Here is a 19,756-nt window from a genome sequence, read left to right as displayed (position 1 = left end):
CCAACCCCCGATCCCGCCCCCGACACCAGTCTGCGACCCCGTGCACCACGACACCACGACCGAAGAGGCCCGCGCCGATCTGCCCGAACCCCGTCGGCTGTTGGCCCGTTCCGGTTTCGCTGCGGCCGAGCCCCTGTTCACCGCCGATCTGAGGGACGCCCAGGACCCGGACCAGGCCCGCGAGGTGGTGGCCGCGCACGGGTCGCGCCTGTGGACCGAGGCCACCCGCACCGGCGTGGACGGACTCGATGACCGTCCCCTGTACTGGGCCCGCCTGGTTCTGGCCTCGCGGCTGCGCGCCTGGCGGCCCTCCTTCCCGCTGGAGGCCGACCGGCGCGCGGAGCTCATGCGGGTTCTGGAGGTGGAGTCGCGCGGGATCACCGACCTGGACTTCCCACCCGGCGAGCGGTGGGTGCGTGTGGTCGTGACCGGGTTCGATCCCTTCCACCTGGAGGATGACCCGGCCTGTTCCAACCCTTCCGGGGCCGCGGCCCTGGACCTGAACGGGTGGACCTTTCCCGTGGGACGGCACACCGCGGTGGTGCGTACGGCGATCTTCCCGGTGCGCTGGGGCGATTTCGACGAGGGTCTGGTGGAGGAGGCCCTGGCCGGCCAGCACGAGCGCGCCGAAGCGGTCCTCACCCTGAGCCGTGGACGGTCGGGCCGTTTCGACCTGGAGGTGTGGAACGGGGCCCGGCGCGGCGGCGGGGCCGACAACCTGGGGGTACGGCGCAGCGGACCGATCCCGGTTCCGGACGGTCCGGAGTGGACCCGCACGTCGCTGCCCACCGGAAACATCGCCGAGGCCGCCCCGGGACCCTTCCCTGTGGTGGTCAACACCCACGTGACCGAGGGCGAGCCCGCGGTCGAGCGACCCGAGGGCCCGACCCCGGGGTCGGTGGCGGTGCGCGGTGGCGGCGGCGACTACCTGTCCAACGAGATCGCCTACCGCAACACTCTCCTGCGTGACCGCGGCGGCCACGACCTGCCGGCCGGGCACGTGCACCTGCCCAAGGAGCAGGGCCCGGAGGTGCTGGCCCAGACCCGCGCTCTGGTGGCGGCGGTGGCCGAGGCGGCCCTGCCCCAGTGACACGCGGGGCCTCCGGGTCCGCGGCACGTATCGACACGCGGTCCTGTTCCGGGAGTGGACCGGGAACGATGCCGGTTCCGGGTGCCTCGTCCACGGGACGGGGCCTGCGCACCGCGCGGAATCCGGGGTTCGGGTATATCTGACAATCCGGAAATTTCTCAGGCAATAGACAACCCAGAGTAGCCAAACGGTTGCGTACGATTCACACTCGCCGCCCCTGCTCCGGTATGGTCCCCCCGTGATTGACACCTCACTGCGCCGAAAGTTGTCCGTCACCGTTGCCGTCGGCCTGCTCCTGACCTCGGGTTGCCAGGGACCGGAGGAGGCCCCGGCACCCACAGATGCGATCCGGATACCGCTGGATTCCTTCGCCGGGGTCGCGGTCGAGTCCATGACGATCGAGGCCGGGCACAGCACCGTGAGCTACAGCTACCCGCGCGTGGCCGCCTCGCACCCGCTGATGTCGGAGATGCGCACCCGGATGGCCGAGCGCCGGACGGAGTTCCTGGAAGCACTGCCCGACAAGGGCAGTCCCGAGTTGCGACAGGACGCGAGTTTCCTGGCCGTCTCATCACAGGTGGTGGGCGCCCGGATCACCTCCGAGGTTTCCTCGGGTGTGCAGAAGGATTCGGAGAACCGGACCCTGTGGTACGACGCGTCTTCGCAGGAGGTACTGCCCTGGACGTCCCTGTTCACCGACGAGGCCGCACTGGAACAGGCCCACTTGGCCGTGGTCCGTGTCCTGCAGGAGGAGCACGACGTTCCCCTCCAGCAGTTGCCCGGACTGCTCGGTGAGGTCGCTTCCCGCGCCGACGGTGCGCAGGCCACCGAGGAGGCCGCCACCGAGGAAGGCGGCTCCTCCTCCGGGGAGAACCAGGAGGTCTCCTCCCTCGAGGAAGAATCCCGCGACCTGTCCGATCCCGAGCAGGCCGCCGAGGTCGCCCAGGACTGGGCCGGGTCCCCTCTGGAGGACCTGGCCTTCAGCGCTGCCGGCGGCCTGGCCGTGAACATGGCCCCGGGCGAGGTTCCCCAGGCCTCCGGCGGGGAGGAGGTCGTGCTGTCGGTGGAGGCCGGGTCCGTCGAGGGGTTCGTCTCCGAACTGGGTTTCACCGCACGCGACGCCGCGCTGGGCAACCATGCCGAGGACGGGGCGGAGTTCCCGCTGGAGGACTCCTTGCCGGAGGAGGGCATCGGTATGGACTGCGCGCGCCTGAAGTGTGTGGCGCTGACCTTCGACGACGGCCCGGGCGAACACACCGGCCGCCTCATGGACATCCTGGCCGAGTACGATGCCCGGGCCACCTTCTACGTGCTGGGCCGACTGGTGGGCGAGTTCCCCGAGATTCTGCAGCGCATGGACGCCGAGGGCCACGAGCTGGGCAACCACACGTGGAAGCACGACGACCTGGCCGACATGTCGGCCGAGCAGGTACGCGCGGACATCACCCGCACCAACGAGGCCGTGCGGGAGGTGACCGGCTCCGAGCCGCCCACGATCCGCCCGCCCTACGGGTCGTTGAACGACACCGTCAGCGGGGCGGTCGAGCAGCCGCTCATCCTGTGGGACGTCGACACCCAGGACTGGCAGAGCAGGGACAGCGGCAAGGTCGCCGACCACGCGCTGGCGCACTCCGAGACCGGAAGCGTCGTGCTGCTCCACGACATCCACGAGCAGTCGGTGGAGGCCGTCCCGGAGGTCTTGGAGGGCCTGCACGAGCAGGGCTACCACTTCGTGACCGTCACCGAGCTGTTCGGGCTGGACGGCATGGACTCGGGTGAGGTGCTCACCGACGCACGGATGGGTTGAACCGATCCGCGAAGCGCCCGCGATCCGCACTCGGCTCGCGGGCGTTTCGTGTGTTCGCCCCGGCCAGGGTTGAGTGGCGAGGGTGTCGCGCTTCCCACTCCGCGGACGTGGGACCGGTCACCACGCATGGGGTTCGCGTGACCTACAGTACAAACGTGAACGTTACAACATCGATACCCAGAATTGGGTTTGCTGCTACTTCAACTGTGTTGCTCGCCGGTGGCCTGCTCCTGGCCGGTCCCGGTGCCGCCTCCGCGGACACATCCGCGGACGCGCCCGAAGGGCCCGATTGCTCCGTGGACAAGTGCATCGCGCTGACCTTCGACGACGGGCCCGGAGCCTACACCGACCTGCTCCTGGACACCCTGAACGAGCATGAGGCCGCAGCGACCTTCTACGTGCTCGGCTCCAAGGTCGCCGACAACACCGGGACTTTGCAGAGGATGTCCGCGGAAGGTCATGAGATCGGCAACCACACTTGGGACCACCAGGACCTGACCGAACTGTCCTCTCAGGAGATCCAGAGCGAGCTCCAGCGCACCGACCAAGCCATCACCCGGGCCACCGGGGAGGAGCCCGGGACCGTGCGCCCGCCCTACGGCGCCCTGGACCAGACCGTGCGCCAGAGCGTGAACCAGCCCATGCTCCTGTGGGACGTGGACACCCGCGACTGGGAGAGCCTGGATTCCGCTCAGGTCACCGACGCGGCCGTGCAGGAAGCTGCCGAGGGCAGCGTCCTGCTCTTCCACGACATCCACGCCAGCACGGTCGAGGCGATCCCCGGCGTGCTCCAGGAGCTGGAGAAGGACGGATACGAGTTCGTGACCGTCGAGCAGCTCTTCGACGGACACTCCATGGAGTCGGGCTCGGCCTACAGCAACGCCCGCGGACCCTTCACCGAGGACCCGGCGCCGCAGACCGGGGCCCCGGCACCCCGGACCGAAGAGCCGACGGCGCAGGCCGAGGACACGGCACCGAACCTGCAGGAACCGAGACCCCGGCCCGAGGGGCCTGCACCGCAGACACAGACCGAGGCGCCGGTCCGGTGAGGGAGCCGTCTCAGAGCATCTTGCGCAGCAGTTTCTCCTTGAGGTCGTTGATGGGCGCGTAGGCCAGACGCATGGTGTCCATGGCCAGCGACTTGTCCAGCACCGACTTCATGTTGGAGAAGGTGTCGATGGAGGCGTTGGAGTGGTAATCGCCCATACCGCTCTCGCCCACACCGCCGAAGGGCAGATCGGGCACGGCCAGGTGCGCGATCGGCAGGCCGAAGGCCAGTCCGCCCGAGGAGGTCTCGGTGGTCAGGCGGCGCTTGGTCTCGGCCGAGTCGGTGAAGGCGTACAGCGCCAGGGGCTTGTCGCGCTCGTTGACGAAACGGATCGCCGCGTCCAGGTCGGGCACGCGGATCACCGGCAGGACGGGCCCGAAGATCTCCTCTGCCATGACGGGGGTGTCGGGTTCGACGCCCCCGAGCACGGTCGGTGCGATGTAGAGGTCCTCGCGGTCGGTCTGTCCGCCGGTGACGACCGTTCCGCTGCCCAACAGCACGTTGAGACGCTCGAAGTGGCGCTCGTTGACGATGCGGCCGAAATCGGGGCTCTTCTGGGGCTGGTCGCCGAACATCTCGGTGATGGCGGCCGCCAGTTCCCGCTCCAGAGCATCAGCGGTCCCGCCGACGGCCAGCACGTAGTCGGGGGCCACGCAGGTCTGGCCGGCGTTGGTGTACTTGCCCCAGGCCAGGCGGCGTGCGGTGGTGGCCAGATCCACGCCGGGTTCGACGATGGCCGGGCTCTTGCCGCCCAGTTCCAGGGTCACGGGGGTCAGGTGCTTGACCGCCGCCGACATGACGATGCGGGCCACCGCGCTGTTGCCGGTGTAGAAGATGTGGTCGAAGCGTTCCTCCAACAGCGCGGTGCTCTCAGGGATACCGCCCTCGACCACGGCGATGGCCTCGGAGTCGAGGTAGCGCGGCAGCAGCTCGGCCAGAGCGCCGGAGGTGGCCGGGGAGAGCTCGCTGGGTTTGAGCACGGCGGTGTTTCCGGCAGCGATCGCCCCCACCAGGGGCGCCAGCGACAGGTTCACCGGGTAGTTCCACGGCGCGATGACGAGCACGGTACCCAGGGGTTCGCGGACCGTGCGGGCCTTGGCCGGGGCCAGGGCCATGGGCACACCCACACGTTTGGGGCGCAGCCACGAGGCCAGGTGGCGCAGCGTGTGGTCGATCTCGTTGATGACAAAACCGATCTCGGTGGTGTGCGCCTCCACCGGGCTCTTGCCCAGATCCTGCTTCAGGGCACGCTCCAGGACCGGGCGCTCCTCCACCAGCATGCGGCGCATCTGGCGCAGTTGGGCGCGGCGCCATCCGAGGGGTTTGGTGTGGCCGGAGGCGAAGGTGGCGCGCAGGCGGGCCACGGTCGGCGGAATGTCGGTGGCCAGTGTCAGTGGCTCGCTGGGGGCATCTGCTCGAGTCATGAACCGATGGTAAACGAAAGTGTTTCGTTTCCAACCCCCCGCAGGGACACGCATAAGATTTCCCCTTGACTTCCTCCCCACGCCTCAAAGCAGGGGATTGCGGGAAACACCTACCGGTGGTTCGAGGCTTGCGCCTCCTCACGGGTCGCCCCGTGGCCTTCCTGCTTCGACACCGACCGCCCCGTCCGGGAGGACTCCCGTTGAGGTCTCATACCGGCTCCACAGGCAGATACCGCCAGCCCGGCGGCCTTGATGTTGATCGCCGCGTTCACATCACGATCATGGGTGATACCGCAGCCGCACGTCCATTCGCGCACGTTCAGCGCCAGCGTGCTGTGAAGAGCACCGCACGCCGAGCACAACTTGGAGGAGGGAAAGAACCGGTCCACGGTGACCAGCTCCCGCCCGTACCAGGCGCACTTGTACTCCAGCATCGTGCGCAGCTCGGCCCAGGAGGCGTCCGAGATCGCACGGGCGAGCTTGCCGTTCTTGACCATGTTGCGCACGGTCAGGTCCTCGATCACGACCACTTGGTTTTCGCGGACGAGTCGAGTGGTGAGCTTGTGCAGGAAGTCCTTCCTGCGGTCGGTGATACGGGCATACACCCGGGCCGCCTTGACCCGGGCCTTGTCCCGGTTCGCGCCGGCCTTCTGCTTGCGCGCCAAGGAGCGCTGGGCCCGGGCCAGCCTCTTTCGGTCGCGGCGCTCGTGCCGGGGGTTGCTCACCTTCTCCCCCGTGGACAGGGTCACCAACGAGGCGATGCCGGCATCCACACCCACCGCACTCTCGGCCGGGGTGTGGGGGTCGATGGTCTCTTCGCACAGGATCGACACGTGCCAACGTCCGGCGGAGTCCTGGGACACCGTCACCGTCGAGGGCACCGCGCCCTCGGGCAGCGGCCGCGACCACACGATGTCCAACGGCTCCGACATCTTCGCCAAGGTCAGCTGCCCCTGCCGATACTTGAACCCCGACCGGGAGTACTCCGCCGAGGCCTTGGACTTCTTGCGGGACTTGAACCGCGGATACCTGGCCCGCTGGTCGAAGAAGTTGCGGAACGCGGTTTGCAGATGCCGCAACCCCTGCTGCAGCGGAACGCTGGAGATCTCGTTCAAAAACGCCAGGTCGGGGTCTTTCTTCCACTCCGTCAGCGCGGCCGAGGCCTGGTTGTAGTTGATTCGCCGCTGCTCGGTGAACCACGCAGACGTCCTGGCCGCGAGGGCGCGGTTGTAGACCAGGCGCACGCATCCGAAGGTGCGCGACAGCTCCGCCGCCTGCGCATCCGTGGGGTAGAAGCGGTACTTGAACGCCCGCTTCACCGTGTTCCCAGTCATACTCACATTCTACAGTACGTTTTTGTAACCCACATCAGGAAGGAGAAGGGCGTTTCCTTCCCACGGCTGAAGCCGGGGGCTCCACGCCCAACAACACGATGACCACCGAGCACCTCCCGGAGGCCGACCCCGTCTCCACCCGGGGACGGCCGCGCGACACCACGCGCGACCGCGCGCTGATGGAGGCCACCCTCGCCGTCCTGCAGACCCACGGTTACAGCGGTCTGACCACCGCTGCCGTGGCCAAGGAGGCCGGGGTCTCCACCGCGACCCTGTACCGGCGCTGGCGCTCCAAGGAACACCTGGTCGTGGGCGCCGCCCGGACCTGGACCGAGGACCTGGGCCCCGACCACGACACCGGAAGCCTGCGCGGCGACCTGGCAACCCTGCTGCACGACAAGGCACGCGCCCTGCAGGGCCCCTCCGGGCGCCTGCTGCGTGCCGTGCTCGGCGAGGCCGCCCACAACCAGGCCCTGGCCGACGTGCTCTTCGCCGACTTCGTGCTGCCCCTGCAGGAACGTGTCTCGGCCCTGTTGCAACGGGCCGCCCAACGCGGTGAGATCGCTCCGGTGGAAGAACCGGACGTGGTCGGAGAGATGATCATCGGCCCCATGGTCAGCCACACCTACCTCATCCCCCACACCCCCGGCCCGGGCCCCGGCCCCGGGCCGCAGATGGCCGACAAACTCCTGCCCTACCTCCTGCGCGCCCTGGGCGCCCACGTCTGAGAGCCTTCCCCCGCTTCCGGACACGGTGGCCACGCCCCGGCCCGACCGTTGACCGCGCCCCCGGTCGCTGGCAGCGTGACCGGCGTGGGCCGGCCACGACGACCGAACGGGGACCACCGTGCACGATGAGCGGCGGCTGAACGAAGCACGACTGGACCGGGTACTGACCGAGCGCATCTGGCCCGCGGTGCACACCCGAACGGCTCCCCTGGACGTAGCGCGCTGGGACGCGCCCGGCGAACCGGTCCCCGCCGCCGAAGGGATCGCCGCCTCCTACACACCCGCCCGCGTCGGCCAGGCGTGGGGCCCGGCCTGGGGCACGACCTGGTTCCGCCTGCGCGGGCGCGTGCCCGAGACCTGGGCCGGGCAGAGGGTGGAGGCTCTGGTCGACCTCGGCTTCACCCCCGCCACCCCCGGCTTCCAGGCCGAAGGGCTCGTCCGGCGCCCCGACGGCACCGTCGTCAAAGGGCTCAACCCCCGCAACGCCTGGGTGCCCGTCACCGGCCGGGCCCACGGCGGCGAGGACCTGACCCTGCATGTGGAGGCCGCCGCCAACCCGCTCATCCTGGGCCATCCTCCCTTCCGTCCCACCGACCGGGGTTCCGGGCGCGGGCCCGAGGACGAACCGCTCTACCGGCTCGCCCGCGCCGACCTGGCCGTCTTCGAGCACCAAGTGTGGGAACTGGCCCTGGATCTGCAGGTCGCCGGCGACCTCATGCGCGAACTCGAGATCGGCGACCCTCGCCGCTGGGACCTGCTGCGCGCCCTCGAACGCACCCTGGACGCCCTGGACCTGCAGGACGTACCCGCCACCGCCCGGCGTGCCCGCGCGCTCCTGGCCCCGGCCCTGGCTTCTCCCGCCGCGGCCGGCGCCCACCGCGTCTCGGCCGTCGGGCACGCCCACATCGATTCCGCCTGGCTCTGGCCGCTGCGCGAGACCGTGCGCAAGGTCGTGCGCACCAGCGCCAACGCCCTCTCCCTGGCCCGCGAGCACCCCGGGTTCGTGTTCGCGATGAGCCAGGCCCAGCAGTGGTCCTGGCTCAAGGACCACGAACCCGACCTGTTCGCCCAGGTCGCACAGGCCGCCCGCGAGGGACGACTCGTCCCTGTCGGCGGCATGTGGGTGGAGTCGGACACCAACATGCCGGGCTCTGAGGCCCTGGCCCGCCAATTCAGTTTCGGAAAACGCTTCTTCCGCGACGAACTGGGCGTGGACACCCAGGAGGTGTGGCTGCCCGACTCCTTCGGCTACTCCGCTGCCCTGCCCCAACTGGTGCGCCTGTCCGGCTCGCGCTGGTTCCTGACCCAGAAGATCTCCTGGAACCGGACCAACGCCTTTCCCCACCACACGTTCTGGTGGGAGGGCCTGGACGGCTCGCGCGTGTTCACCCACTTCCCACCGGTGGACACCTACAACGCCGAACTCACCGGCGCCGAGCTCGCCCACGCCTCACGCACCTTCCGCGACAAGGGCGGCTCCTCCCACTCCCTGGTGCCCTTCGGCCACGGCGACGGCGGCGGCGGGCCCACCCGCGAGATGCTGGGCCGGGCCGCGCGCCTGCGCGACCTGGAGGGCTCGCCCCGGGTGCACATCGAACGCCCCGAGGCCTTCTTCGCCCGCGCCCACGAGGAGTACCCGCAGGCACCGGTGTGGTGGGGCGAGCTGTACCTGGAGTTGCACCGGGGCACCTACACCAGCCAGGCCGCCACCAAGCAGGGCAACCGCCGCTGCGAGCACCTGCTGCGCGAGGCCGAACTGTGGGCGGCCACCGCAGCGGTACGCACCGGTGCGGCCTACCCCTACGAGCAGCTCGAGGAGCTGTGGCGCACGGTGCTGCTCAACCAGTTCCACGACATCCTGCCCGGCACTTCCATCGCCTGGGTGCACCGGGAGGCCGCCCGGTCCTACGCGCGGGCCGCCGAGGAGCTGACCGCTCTGGTCACCGCAGCCCAAGATGCTCTGGGCCGAGGCGCCGGTGAGGACCAGGAGGTCCTGTTCAACCCCTGCCCGCACCCGCGCGAGGGCGTCCCGGCGCTGGGTGCCCTGCCCCTGGACCGGGCCCGTCCGGCCGTCCCGGTCCAGGTCGCCGAGTCCGAGGAGGGCTTCCTCCTCGACAACGGGCTCCTGCGCGTGCGGGTGGACGGGCGGGGCCTGCTCACCTCGGTGCTGGATCTGGTCCAGGGACGCCAGGCACTGGCGCCGGGCCAAGTGGGCAACCTGCTCCAACTGCACCAGGATGTGCCCAACCAGTGGGACGCCTGGGACGTGGACGCCTTCTACCGCAACACCGCCGTGGACCTGGCCGAGGCCGACTCCGTCGAAGCGGTACGCGCCGAGGGGGACGAGCACGCCGGCGCCGTGCGTGTGAGACGGTCCTTCGGCCGCTCGCACCTGAGCCAGGTGCTCACGTTGCAGGCGGGCGCACGGCGCCTGGACGTGGAGACGGTCGTGCACTGGTACGAGCGGGAGAAACTGCTCAAGGCGGCCTTCCCCTTGGACGTGCGCGCGCACGAGTCCTCCTGCGAGATCCAGTTCGGGCACGTCAAACGTCCCACGCACACCAATACCTCTTGGGACGCGGCCCAGTTCGAGATCTGCGCGCACCGGTGGGTGCACGTGGCCGAGCCGGGATACGGGCTGGCGGTGCTCAACGACTCCACCTACGGCCACGACGTGACCCGCGACGTGCGCGAGGACGGCGGGACCACCACGACGGTGCGGCTGTCGCTGCTGCGCGCCCCGCGCTTTCCCGACCCCGACACCGACCAGGGCGAGCACCGGTTCGGCTACGCGCTGGCCCCGGGCGCCGGCATCGAGGACGCGGTCCGCGAGGGCTATCGGATCAACCTGCCCCGGCGGCGGGCCACCGGCGGTGCCGTGGAGCCGCTGGTGAGTGTGGACGATCCCGGGGTGGTGGTGGAGTCGGTCAAGCTCGCCGACGACCGCTCCGGCCACGTGGTGGTGCGCCTGTACGAGGCGCGGGGCGGGCGCGCGAGTGCGACGCTGCGGGCCCATGTGCCCGTGAGCGGTATCGAGGCGGTGAACCTGCTCGAGGAAGGATACGAGCAGGCCCCGGAACTGGACGTGGACCTGCCCGGCGGTCCCGGCGCCCCTCAGGGCGGGACCGCGGTGTTCTCCCTGCGGCCCTTCCAGATCCTGACCCTGCGCCTGAGGCGCTGACCATGCGGGTGTCCGGACCTGCGGGCGACGCGCCGACAGCGCTCCGCCGCCACTGTGCGGGCGCGCCCGACACGGATGATGGTGGAGCACAGGCCCCGACCGCCGAGACCGTGAGGGAACCCGCATGCCCAAGCATGATCCGCAGCGCCCGCTGACCCTGCACATCGGCCGGGACGAACTGGTCCTGCGCCGGCGCTACGAGGTCCTCAGCATCGCCAACGACATCCTGATCGCGCTCTGGTTCATCGTCGGCAGCATCCTGTTCTTCTCCCCCGACCTGACCACCGCCGGAACCTGGTGCTTCCTGGCGGGCAGTGTGGAGCTGCTGATCCGCCCGATGATCCGGCTCACCCGTCAGGTCCATGTCCGGCGTGTCCAGGACAAGGGCTCCGGTTCCGGGCTCGCTCCGGGCTCCTCCCAGGATTTCTGAGCGGCTCGGGCGGGCGCCCGATGGGGGCTCGGCGCGGGGTCTGCTCGCCCGCAGGGCCGGCGTGCCAAGGCGTTACGCTTCCTGCGGTTGCCCCGACCTGCCTGGAGAGAGCATGTTCACCGGCCTGAGTGCCTTCCCCTTGACCCCGTTGGAGGAGGACCGTTTCGACGAGCGCGCCTACGCCGGTCTCATCACCCGCCTGGTCGAGGCGGGTGTCGACTCGATCGGCGCGCTGGGATCGACCGGTTCCTACGCCTATCTCGACCGCCAGGAGCGTTTCCGAGTGGCCCGGGCCACCGTGCGTTCGGCGGCGGGGACGCCGGTGATCGTGGGCATCGGGGCCTTGCGTACCTCTCAGGTGCGGGCCTTGGCCGAGGACTCCCAGGAGGCCGGCGCCGCCGGCGTGCTGCTGGCCCCGATGAGTTACCAGGCGCTCACCGAGGACGAGGTGTTCGGGCTCTATAAGGACGTCACCGCGGACCTGTCGGTGCCACTGGTGGTCTACGACAATCCGGGCACGACGCACTTCACGTTCTCTCTCGAGCTGTATGCGCGTATTGCGGAGCTGCCGAACGTGGCCGCGATCAAGATTCCTCCGGTCCCGCTGGATCCGGCCGCCGCCCGCGACCACGTGGCCGCGATCGCCCGGGTGGTCCCCGAGCACGTGCGTATCGGTGTCTCCGGTGACGGCAGCGCCGCCACCGGGCTGAACGCCGGCTGCCGGACCTGGTTCTCCGTCGTGGGCGGCACTGTGCCCGGCGCCGCGGTACCTCTGGTCCGTGCCGCCCAGCAGGGCGCGGCCCGGAGTGCCGTGGCCGAGTCGGTGCGGCTGCAACCGCTGTGGGACCTGTTCGCCGCCCACGGGAGCCTGCGCGTGACGGCGGCGATCGCCGAACACCTGGGGCTGGTCGCCGCGCGCTGCCTGCCCCGCCCGGTCCAAGGGCTCACCACGGTCCAGCGCTCACGGGTGGTCCGTGTCTTGGAGGAGTTGCACCTGACTCCGCGCTGTTCGTGAACACACCCATCTTTCATAATCGCCATACTGAGATACCATCGCCATATGGTGATGAATAATGCGAGCGGATGCGTTGCCCCGCCCGAAGGAAACAGCGCTGCCGAAGCCCTCTTCCACAGCCTCTCCGACGGCACCAGACTGACCATCGTGCGCCGCCTGGCCGAGGGTGAGGCACGAGTGGCCGACCTGATGGCCCAGCTCGGGCTGGCCCAATCCACGGTCTCCAAGCACGTGGCGTGCCTGCGCGACTGCGGCCTGGTCAACGGCCGCCCCGAGGGACGGCAGGTGTTCTACTCCCTGGCTCGGCCCGAACTGCTGGACGTGCTTTCGGCCGCCGAGACGGTCCTGGCCGCGACCGGCAACGCGGTCGCGCTGTGCCCCAACTACGGGACCGACAGCCGAACCGCGACGACGAGGCAGGAGCGGCGCGGTGAGTGAGGCGTGCGGCTGCAGCGGCGGCGAGCCCAGCACAGGAGAAGAAGACGAAAGACACGAGCCGGAAACGCTGTGGCAGGTGGGCGAGATCCGATTCGCCGCCGTGGCAGCACTGCTTCTGCTGGCCGGCTACGGCGCAGGCTGGGCCGGGGCCCCCGACCTGGCAGAGCTGGTGCTGCAGGCCGCCGCACTGGCCGTCGCGGGATGGACGTTCATCCCCTCCGCCGTGCACAGCTCGGCCCAGGGCCGGATCGGCGTGGGCACCCTGATGAGCATCGCCGCCATCGGTGCCGTGCTCCTCGGGGAGGTGGGCGAGGCCGCGATGCTGGCCGTGCTCTACACCATCGCCGAAGGGCTGGAAGAGTACTCCGTGGCCCGCACCCGGCGTGGCCTGCGCGCTCTGCTCGACCTGGTCCCCGACCAAGCCGGTGTGCTGCGCGAGGGTACCGAGCAGCGCATCGACCCGGCCGGCCTGGTCGTGGGCGACACGCTGGTGTTGCGTCCCGGTGAGCGTCTGGCCACCGACGGCCGTATCGCCTCCGGGCACACCAGCCTGGACACCTCCGCCATCACCGGCGAGTCCGTTCCCCTCGAGGCCGGCCCGGGTGAGGAGGTGTTCGCCGGATCCGTCAACGGCACCGGCGTCCTGGAGATCACGGTCACCAGCACCGCGGCCGACAATTCCCTGGCCCGCATCGTCTCCATCGTGGAGGCCGAGCAGGCCCGCAAGGGCGCCGGCCAGCGCCTGGCCGACCGTGTCGCCAAACCCCTGGTGCCCGGTGTGATGGTCACCGCCGCGCTCATCGCCGCTCTGGGAGCCCTGTTCGGTGACCCGCTGACCTGGGTCGAACGCGCCCTGGTCGTACTGGTGGCCGCCTCCCCGTGCGCCTTGGCCATCTCCGTTCCCGTCACCGTGGTGGCCGCTGTCGGCGCCGCCTCCAAGCACGGCATCCTGGTCAAGGGAGGCGCCGCGCTGGAAGCCATGGGCCGCATCAGGACCATCGCACTGGACAAGACCGGCACCCTGACCCGCAACCGTCCGGCCGTCATCGAGACGGCACCGGCTCCCGGGGCCTCGACCGAGGAGGTGCTGGCGGTGGCCGCCGCGCTGGAGGAGCGCAGCGAACACCCGTTGGCCCGTGCCGTCCTTGCCGCAGCCCCCGTTCCGGAACGGGCCGAGCAGGTCGAAGCGCTCCCGGGTGCCGGTCTCACCGGTAGGCTGCACGGTCGCCGCGTGCGACTGGGCCGACCGGGGTGGATCGCCCCCGGCCCCCTGGCCGAGGACGTGGAACGGATACAGCACACCGGCGCCACCGCCGTCCTGGTCGAAGACGACGGCGCGCTGTTGGGCGTCATCGCGGTGCGCGACGAACTGCGCCCCGAAGCAGGCGAGGTCCTCACCTCCCTGCGCAGCGCGGGCCACCGGGTCGTGATGCTCACCGGAGACCATCAGGCCACCGCCACGGCCCTGGCCACCGAGGCGGGCATCGACCCGGACGACGTGCACGCCGAACTGCGCCCCGAGGACAAGTCCCGCATCGTCGGCCGGCTGCGCGCGCACGGCCCGGTGGCGATGGTCGGCGACGGGGTCAACGACGCTCCGGCCCTGGCCACCGCCGACCTGGGGATCGCCATGGGAGCGATGGGCACGGACGTGGCCATCGAGACCGCCGATGTGGCGCTGATGGGCGAGGACCTGCGCCACTTGCCCCGGGTCCTGGCGCACGCCCGGCGCTGCCGGGCGATCATGTGGCAGAGCGTGGGGTTGTCTCTGGCCCTCATCATCGGTCTGATGCCCCTGGCGCTGCTGGGGGTTCTCGGGCTGGCCGCGGTCGTTCTGGTGCACGAGGTGGCCGAGGTCGTGGTCATCGGCAACGGCATCCGTGCCGGACGCACCCGCAAACTGGGGGTGGACGTAACCAGCACGCCCGCAGCACCCGAGCCGCAGCGCTCGACGGCATGAGAGGGGACGGGGGGAGAGGAAGGGTCCTCCTCCGAAGCGAAGGTCCTCCCGAGGGGCTTCGGAGGGCACGGCGATCAGCAGGCTTCGGCACGCGCGGGCCGGTGGCCGGGCGCGAGAAGCGCCCGCACCGGTCCTCCGATGCGGGCGCTCGTGGTCACGGGCGAAGAAACACCGCGCCGACAGGAGCTGGCGTGGTCCCGAACGGGGCCCTGCTCCTCACCCCCGGCCGGCTCAACGGGCGGGCAGGATCCGCCCGTGCACCCGGCCGAAGTGCACCCGGGCCCCGTCCGGACCGGGCGCGGTCGCGGTGATGGTGACCTCGTCACCGTCCTCCAGGAACGTGCGCTCGCTCCCGTCGGGCAGCGTGATGGGGTCCTTGCCGCTCCACGTCAGTTCCAGGAGACACCCGCGCTGCTCGGGTTCGGGGCCGCTGACCGTGCCGGAGGCGAACACGTCGCCGGTGCGCAGGCAGGCCCCGTTGACGGTCATGTGCGCCAGCTGCTGGGCCGCGGTCCAATACATCGCCGAGAACGGCGGGCTCGCCACCCGGTGCCCGTTCAGGTGCACCTCCAACTGCAGGTCCAGCCCCCAAGGCTGGGAAGCCCTCAGGTACGGCAGCGGCTCGGGGTCCTGCGCGGGCTGGGCCACCCGGGCTGCTTCCAGGGCCGCCACCGGCACGATCCACGGCGAGACCGAGGTCGCGAACGACTTGCCCAGGAAGGGCCCCAGCGGTACGTACTCCCAGGCCTGCAGGTCGCGCGAGGACCAGTCGTTGAGCAGGAACACCCCGAAGACGTGCTCGGCGAAGGAGTCCACCGGGACCGACTCACCCATCGGGCTGGGCGTGCCCACCACGAAGCCGACCTCGGCCTCGATGTCCAGGCGCGCCGACGCACCGAAGACCGGCGCGTCGGTGCCCGGGGGTCTGCGCTGGCCGCTGGGGCGCACCACCTCGGTGCCCGAGACCACCACGGTTCCGGCCCGGCCGTGGTAGCCGATCGGCAGGTGCTTCCAGTTGGGGGTCAGCGGCTCCTGCTCGGGCCGGAAGATGCGTCCCACGTTGGAGGCGTGGTACTCGGAGGCGTAGAAGTCCACGTAGTCGGCGACGGTGAAGGGCAGATGCAGCCTCACCGAGGAACGCTCCACCAGGTGCGGGCGCACCGTCTCCTCGAAGCCGGGGTCGGTCAGCCAGGTCTGCAGGGCCCTGCGCACCTGGTCCCAGACCGGGCGCCCGGCCCCCATGAGCGTGTCCAGGGAGGGGCCCTGGACCAGGTCGGCGAAGGGTGCGCCCGCGGCGCGGGCGGCAGCGCCCAGGTCGAGCACGTAGGTACCGATCGCCACACCGGTGCGGCGGTCGCTGCCCTGGATGTCGGTGCTGAACACACCGTAGGGCAGGGTGGCCAGGCCGAACTCGGCGTCCGGCGCCAGGTCGAGCCAGCTTTCGGGCATCAGGATGTCGCTTTCGTGTGTGGGTGCTCAGGGTGTGGTCGTCGGCAGCGCGCCGAGGACCACCAGGTCCTCCAGCGGCTCGGTGATGCTGCACGTGCCGAAGGAGTGGAAGGTGGCCCGCACCTGCTCGGCCCGCTCCCCGGTGATGCGGGAAGCAGCGCCGGCCAGGACCGGCCCGTCGCGTTCGGCGAGCACCGCCTCGGCCTCGGCGGCCGTGGCCCCCTCCAGCAGGGCGGAGGTGGCCAGCAGCACGTTGAGGAACCCGTGCTGCTCGAACCCCTCGGGGGTGGTGTGGCGTACGGCGTGGTGCAGCCCGGCGGTGCACTTGAAGGAGGCTCCGGCACCGACGGTGGCGTGCAGGTTCGCGGCGAGTTCGGCCTCGCCCGGATGGGCCTGTGCGACGACACCACCGGTGCGGAACTTGGCGTGGTGGCCGGTGCCGGCGAGTTCGGCCAGGTCGTGGGGGACCTGGCCCTGGCGGGAGATCTCCACGTAGGCGCTCGCCCCCGCGGGCAGGTGGCGGGCCAGCGCCTCGGTCACGTCGCCGACCCCGCCGGGCGCGGCGGCCACTTCCAGCCCGACCAGGCGCAGGCGCGCGTCGTCGGCGGCGGCCACGGCCTCAGGGACGGCCTCGGCCCCGCCGGGGACGGTGACCACGGTCTCCAGCGGCTCGTGCTCGCCCTCCTCCCGGTCCAGCAGTGTGCGCAACTCGGCCACACGCGCGTCGGAGACCAGGAAGGGGCCCACGTACCGGGCGCGGTGCCCGGTCCGGTGTTCGCGGTGGGCGGGCAGGGCCTGTCCCAGGGGCGCGTTGCCGGGCGGAAAGAGCGCGGCGTCGTCGAAGAGGCCCCGGTACAGCAGCGCACTCATCGGTTCTTGTTCCCTCCGGCCCAGGTCCATGCGTAGGCCCCGTCGTCGACGGCCCGGCCCCCCTCGCCCAGGTCCAGCGGGCGGAAGGTGTCGACCATGACGGCGAGCTCGTCGAAGGCCTCGGCTCCGATGCTGCGCTCGTAGGCGCCGGGCTGGGGGCCGTGGGAGTGCCCTCCCGGGTGCAGGGAGATCGAGCCCTGCCCGATACCCGAACCCTTGCGGGCCGAGTAGTCGCCGCCGCAGTAGAACATCACCTCGTCGGAGTCGACGTTGGAGTGGTAGTAGGGCACCGGGATCGCATCCGGGTGGTAATCGACCTTGCGGGGCACGAAGTTGCAGATGACGAAGTTGTGGCCCTCGAAGACCTGGTGGACCGGCGGCGGCTGGTGCACCCTGCCGGTGATGGGCTGGAAGTCCTCGACGTTGAACACGTACGGGTACAGGCACCCGTCCCAGCCCACGACGTCGAAGGGGTGGGTGGGGTAGGTGTAGCGGGTTCCTGCGATACCGCCGGGGCCCTGGCCGCGGTGCTTGATGAGTACATCGACCATCTCGCCCTCGGCCAGGAGGGGTTCGGTGGGCCCGCGCAGGTCGCGTTCGCAGTAGGGGGCGTGCTCCAGGAACTGGCCGTAGCGCGACAGGTAGCGCTTGGGCGGGGCGATGTGGCTGCTCGCCTCGATCGCGTAGGCGCGCAGGGGCTCCTCGCCTGTGGGCACCCACCGGTGGGTGGTGGCCCGCGGGAGGAGGACGTAGTCGCCGGGGCCGGCCTCCAGCACCCCGAAGACGGTTTCCACACGGGCCCGGCCGGACTCGATGTAGACGCATTCGTCGCCGGTGCCGTTGCGGTACAGCTGCGAGGGCGCCCCGGCGGCCACGTAGGAGATGCGCACGTCCTCGTTGCCCAGCACCAGGCGCCGCGACTGCACGGCGTCGGCCGACTTCCACTCCTGGCCGGAGAAGAGGTCGTGCAGTTTCAGATGGCGCGGGATCAGCGGATCGTTGGGGGTGCGGGTCTGCTCGGGTACCTGCCACTGGGCGGCGTCGGCGATGGCCGAGGGGATCGCCTTGTGGTACAGCAGCGAGGAGTCGCTGGAAAAGCCCTCCTCCCCCATGAGCTCCTCGTAGTAGAGCCCGCCCTCGGGGTTGGGGTGCTGGGTGTGTCGGGTCCGGGGCACGTTCCCGACCTGGCGGTAATAGGCCATGGTTGCCTTTCTTCCTCGTGCCGTGAGCGCTTTTCAGGAGGTGGTGGTGCGGGCACCGGCGGTGCCCTCGGCGGGGGAGCTCTGCGGCGGAACGGGGACCGTTCCCAGAGCGGTGCGCACGGCGGTGTGTACGGCCGCTGGGTCGGTTCCCCGGACCACGGCGGCGATGTGGGCGTCGGGGCGCACCAGCCACACCTGCCCGGTGCGCGGTTGCAAGGCACGGTCCAGGGCGCCGTCGGTGTCCAGGTCGCTGATGCGGTATGCGGCCACGGGGGCGGAGGTGGCCCGCTCGGCGGCGGTGCGTACCACCTCGGTGAAACGCTGCCCGGTGGTGCCTTCGGGGGTGGGGCCCAGCAGGAGGGTCAGGCCCTCGCGCAGCAGCGGGCGCAGCCGTCCGGGTCCCCGGTCCGTACTCACGGGTACGTCGGGCACCAGTACACCGGGGCAGGGCGTGGGCATCTGCCCGCGCGGGGGCCGGCCGCCGAAGGGCCGGTCGGGGCAGGGGGTGGTCAGGCCGGAGTCGGTGTACCAGAAGGGTTCGGCCAGGCGTCCGGAATCGACCCGGTGGTGGTAGGCGGGGTCGGTCACCGCACGTTCCAGGACGGTGGTGCGCACCCGCTGTTCCTCCTCGTCGCCGGGCACGAGGAAACGCATGGTGGCGCTGGTGACGTCGGCGTTCTCCAGCGCGGCGGCGTGGCGTTCGGTGTGGTAGCTCTCCAGCAGGTTCTCCCCGCCCCACCCGCCTTTCACGTAGGCGATCTTCCAGGCGGCGTTCTCGGCGTCGCAGACCCCGGAGTTGAGGCCGCGCGCGCCGAAGGGCGCCACCAGGTGGGCGTTGTCGCCCAGCAGCAGGACCCGGCCCACCCGCATGCGGTCGGCAACCCGGGTGTGGAAGCTGTAGACCGAGCGCCAGACGACCTCGTAGGGGACCTGGCCGATGATCTGGCGGATGCGTGCGTCCAGGCGTCCGTCCTCCTCCTCGGCCTTCAGGTCGAAGTCGGCCGGGACCTGCCAGTCGATGCGGTAGACCGAGCCGGGGCAGGGATGGATGAGTACCTGCCGTCCCGGGTTCCACTCGGGGTCGAAGTAGAAGCGGCGTTCGTGCTGCCAGCGCCCCAGGTCGGCCCGGATGTCGCAGATGAGGAAACGGTCGTCGAAACTGGTGCCCTCGAAACCGACCCCCAGTGCCTCGCGCACCACGCCGCCGTGTGCGCCCAGGCAGGACAATGCGTGGGAGCCGCGCAGGCGCACCGGCCCCCGGGGGCCCCGGCAGGTGACCTCGACGCCGTCACCGTCCTGGTCCAGGGCGGTGACGGCGTGGTTCCACAGCACTTGCACCCCGGCCTGTGCCAGGAGCGGGTCCAGGACCTCTTCGGTGCGCGACTGGGAGATGTTGACGAACGGGGGCAGGTGGGAGGCGCCGGGGTCGCTCAGGCGCAGGCTGAACAGTTCGTGGTCGCGATAGAAGGTGCGGGCGGTGTCCCAGGTCAGGCCTTCCCGGGCGATGCGGCCGGCGCCGAGCCACTCCCACACGTCCAGGACGTCGCGCTGTTGGCAGATGGCTTTGGATCCCACGGCCTCGCGGCCGGGGCGTTCGTCCACGACCACGACGGAGAGACCGCGCCGGGCCAGCAGCAGGGCGGCCGTCTGGCCGACCGGTCCTGCGCCCAGCACCAGGACGGGGTCGGTGGTGTGGGGGGCGGTGGATGGAGCGGGGGGTTCCATGGTGGGCTCCGTTCGGCGGGGGCGCCCCGTACGGGCGCGGACGGACGCTGAAGAC

General features: G+C 70.8%; 15 protein-coding genes. 9 read left to right on the top strand and 6 right to left on the bottom strand.

Annotation, left to right across the window (positions count from 1 at the left end; all coding sequences use genetic code 11):
• Positions 1–40 precede the first annotated feature (40 nt).
• The 3 genes from D473_RS0102985 to D473_RS0102975 all read left to right on the top strand — a co-directional run bounded on the left by D473_RS0102985 (position 41) and on the right by D473_RS0102975 (position 3,946).
• Entirely contained in the window at positions 41–1,090 is a 1,050-nt protein-coding gene (locus tag D473_RS0102985; protein ID WP_017607615.1) for a hypothetical protein, read from the top strand.
• A 238-nt stretch (positions 1,091–1,328) separates the two neighbouring features.
• Positions 1,329–2,897, top strand: coding sequence for a polysaccharide deacetylase family protein (locus D473_RS0102980; protein ID WP_026126545.1), 1,569 nt, complete (start codon positions 1,329–1,331; stop codon positions 2,895–2,897).
• Positions 2,898–3,193: 296 nt separating this feature from the next.
• Positions 3,194–3,946 carry a polysaccharide deacetylase family protein gene (locus D473_RS0102975; RefSeq protein ID WP_241474695.1) on the top strand — a complete coding sequence of 251 codons (753 nt, stop codon included), beginning with the start codon at positions 3,194–3,196 and terminating at the stop codon, positions 3,944–3,946.
• 10 nt (positions 3,947–3,956) lie between these two features.
• Here the strand turns inward: D473_RS0102975 and D473_RS0102970 are convergent, their stop codons facing one another.
• Both D473_RS0102970 and D473_RS0102965 read right to left on the bottom strand, forming a co-directional pair.
• Complete coding sequence (locus D473_RS0102970) at positions 3,957–5,369, bottom strand: aldehyde dehydrogenase family protein (RefSeq protein WP_026126544.1); 1,413 nt, start codon at positions 5,367–5,369, stop codon at positions 3,957–3,959.
• Positions 5,370–5,479: 110 nt separating this feature from the next.
• Positions 5,480–6,703: an RNA-guided endonuclease InsQ/TnpB family protein gene (locus D473_RS0102965; RefSeq protein WP_026126543.1), complete on the bottom strand. Its 1,224-nt coding sequence runs from the start codon at positions 6,701–6,703 to the stop codon at positions 5,480–5,482.
• A 98-nt stretch (positions 6,704–6,801) separates the two neighbouring features.
• On the opposite strand from D473_RS0102965, the gene D473_RS0102960 reads away from it, so the two are divergent.
• The 6 genes from D473_RS0102960 to D473_RS0102935 all read left to right on the top strand — a co-directional run bounded on the left by D473_RS0102960 (position 6,802) and on the right by D473_RS0102935 (position 14,455).
• The gene (locus tag D473_RS0102960; protein ID WP_017607610.1) at positions 6,802–7,431 is read left to right on the top strand and encodes a TetR/AcrR family transcriptional regulator; all 630 of its coding nucleotides are present in this window, start codon (positions 6,802–6,804) and stop codon (positions 7,429–7,431) included.
• A 118-nt stretch (positions 7,432–7,549) separates the two neighbouring features.
• Entirely contained in the window at positions 7,550–10,612 is a 3,063-nt protein-coding gene (locus D473_RS0102955; protein ID WP_017607609.1) for an alpha-mannosidase, read from the top strand.
• 124 nt (positions 10,613–10,736) lie between these two features.
• Positions 10,737–11,042, top strand: a complete 306-nt coding sequence (locus D473_RS0102950; protein ID WP_017607608.1) for a YrhK family protein — start codon at positions 10,737–10,739, stop codon at positions 11,040–11,042.
• Between the two features lie 112 nt (positions 11,043–11,154).
• Complete coding sequence (locus D473_RS0102945) at positions 11,155–12,057, top strand: dihydrodipicolinate synthase family protein (protein ID WP_017607607.1); 903 nt, start codon at positions 11,155–11,157, stop codon at positions 12,055–12,057.
• A 45-nt stretch (positions 12,058–12,102) separates the two neighbouring features.
• Complete coding sequence (locus tag D473_RS0102940; RefSeq protein ID WP_017607606.1) at positions 12,103–12,495, top strand: ArsR/SmtB family transcription factor; 393 nt, start codon at positions 12,103–12,105, stop codon at positions 12,493–12,495.
• Positions 12,488–14,455, top strand: coding sequence for a heavy metal translocating P-type ATPase (locus tag D473_RS0102935; protein ID WP_026126542.1), 1,968 nt, complete (start codon positions 12,488–12,490; stop codon positions 14,453–14,455). The genes D473_RS0102940 and D473_RS0102935 overlap by 8 nt, the downstream gene beginning before the upstream one ends.
• A gap of 231 nt (positions 14,456–14,686) precedes the next feature.
• On the opposite strand, the gene fahA is transcribed toward D473_RS0102935, so the two are convergent.
• The 4 genes from fahA to D473_RS24065 are packed head-to-tail and all read right to left on the bottom strand — an operon-like array spanning position 14,687 to position 19,701.
• A complete protein-coding gene (gene fahA, locus D473_RS0102930; RefSeq protein ID WP_017607604.1) occupies positions 14,687–15,904 on the bottom strand; it encodes a fumarylacetoacetase in 1,218 nt (405 codons plus the stop codon).
• Positions 15,905–15,931: 27 nt separating this feature from the next.
• Positions 15,932–16,774 (bottom strand): hypothetical protein, encoded by an 843-nt coding sequence (locus D473_RS0102925; RefSeq protein WP_017607603.1) that lies wholly within the window; start codon positions 16,772–16,774, stop codon positions 15,932–15,934.
• A complete protein-coding gene (locus D473_RS0102920) occupies positions 16,771–17,976 on the bottom strand; it encodes a homogentisate 1,2-dioxygenase (protein WP_017607602.1) in 1,206 nt (401 codons plus the stop codon). The genes D473_RS0102925 and D473_RS0102920 overlap by 4 nt, the downstream gene beginning before the upstream one ends.
• 33 nt (positions 17,977–18,009) lie before the next feature.
• Complete coding sequence (locus D473_RS24065; protein WP_017607601.1) at positions 18,010–19,701, bottom strand: FAD-dependent monooxygenase; 1,692 nt, start codon at positions 19,699–19,701, stop codon at positions 18,010–18,012.
• Between the last annotated feature and the right edge of the window lie 55 nt (positions 19,702–19,756).

Source organism: Nocardiopsis xinjiangensis YIM 90004, assembly GCF_000341145.1.
Taxonomy (GTDB): domain Bacteria; phylum Actinomycetota; class Actinomycetes; order Streptosporangiales; family Streptosporangiaceae; genus Nocardiopsis; species Nocardiopsis xinjiangensis.
The sequence above is the reverse complement of the archived record's forward strand: the minus strand, read 5'-3'. Positions and strand labels throughout refer to the sequence as shown.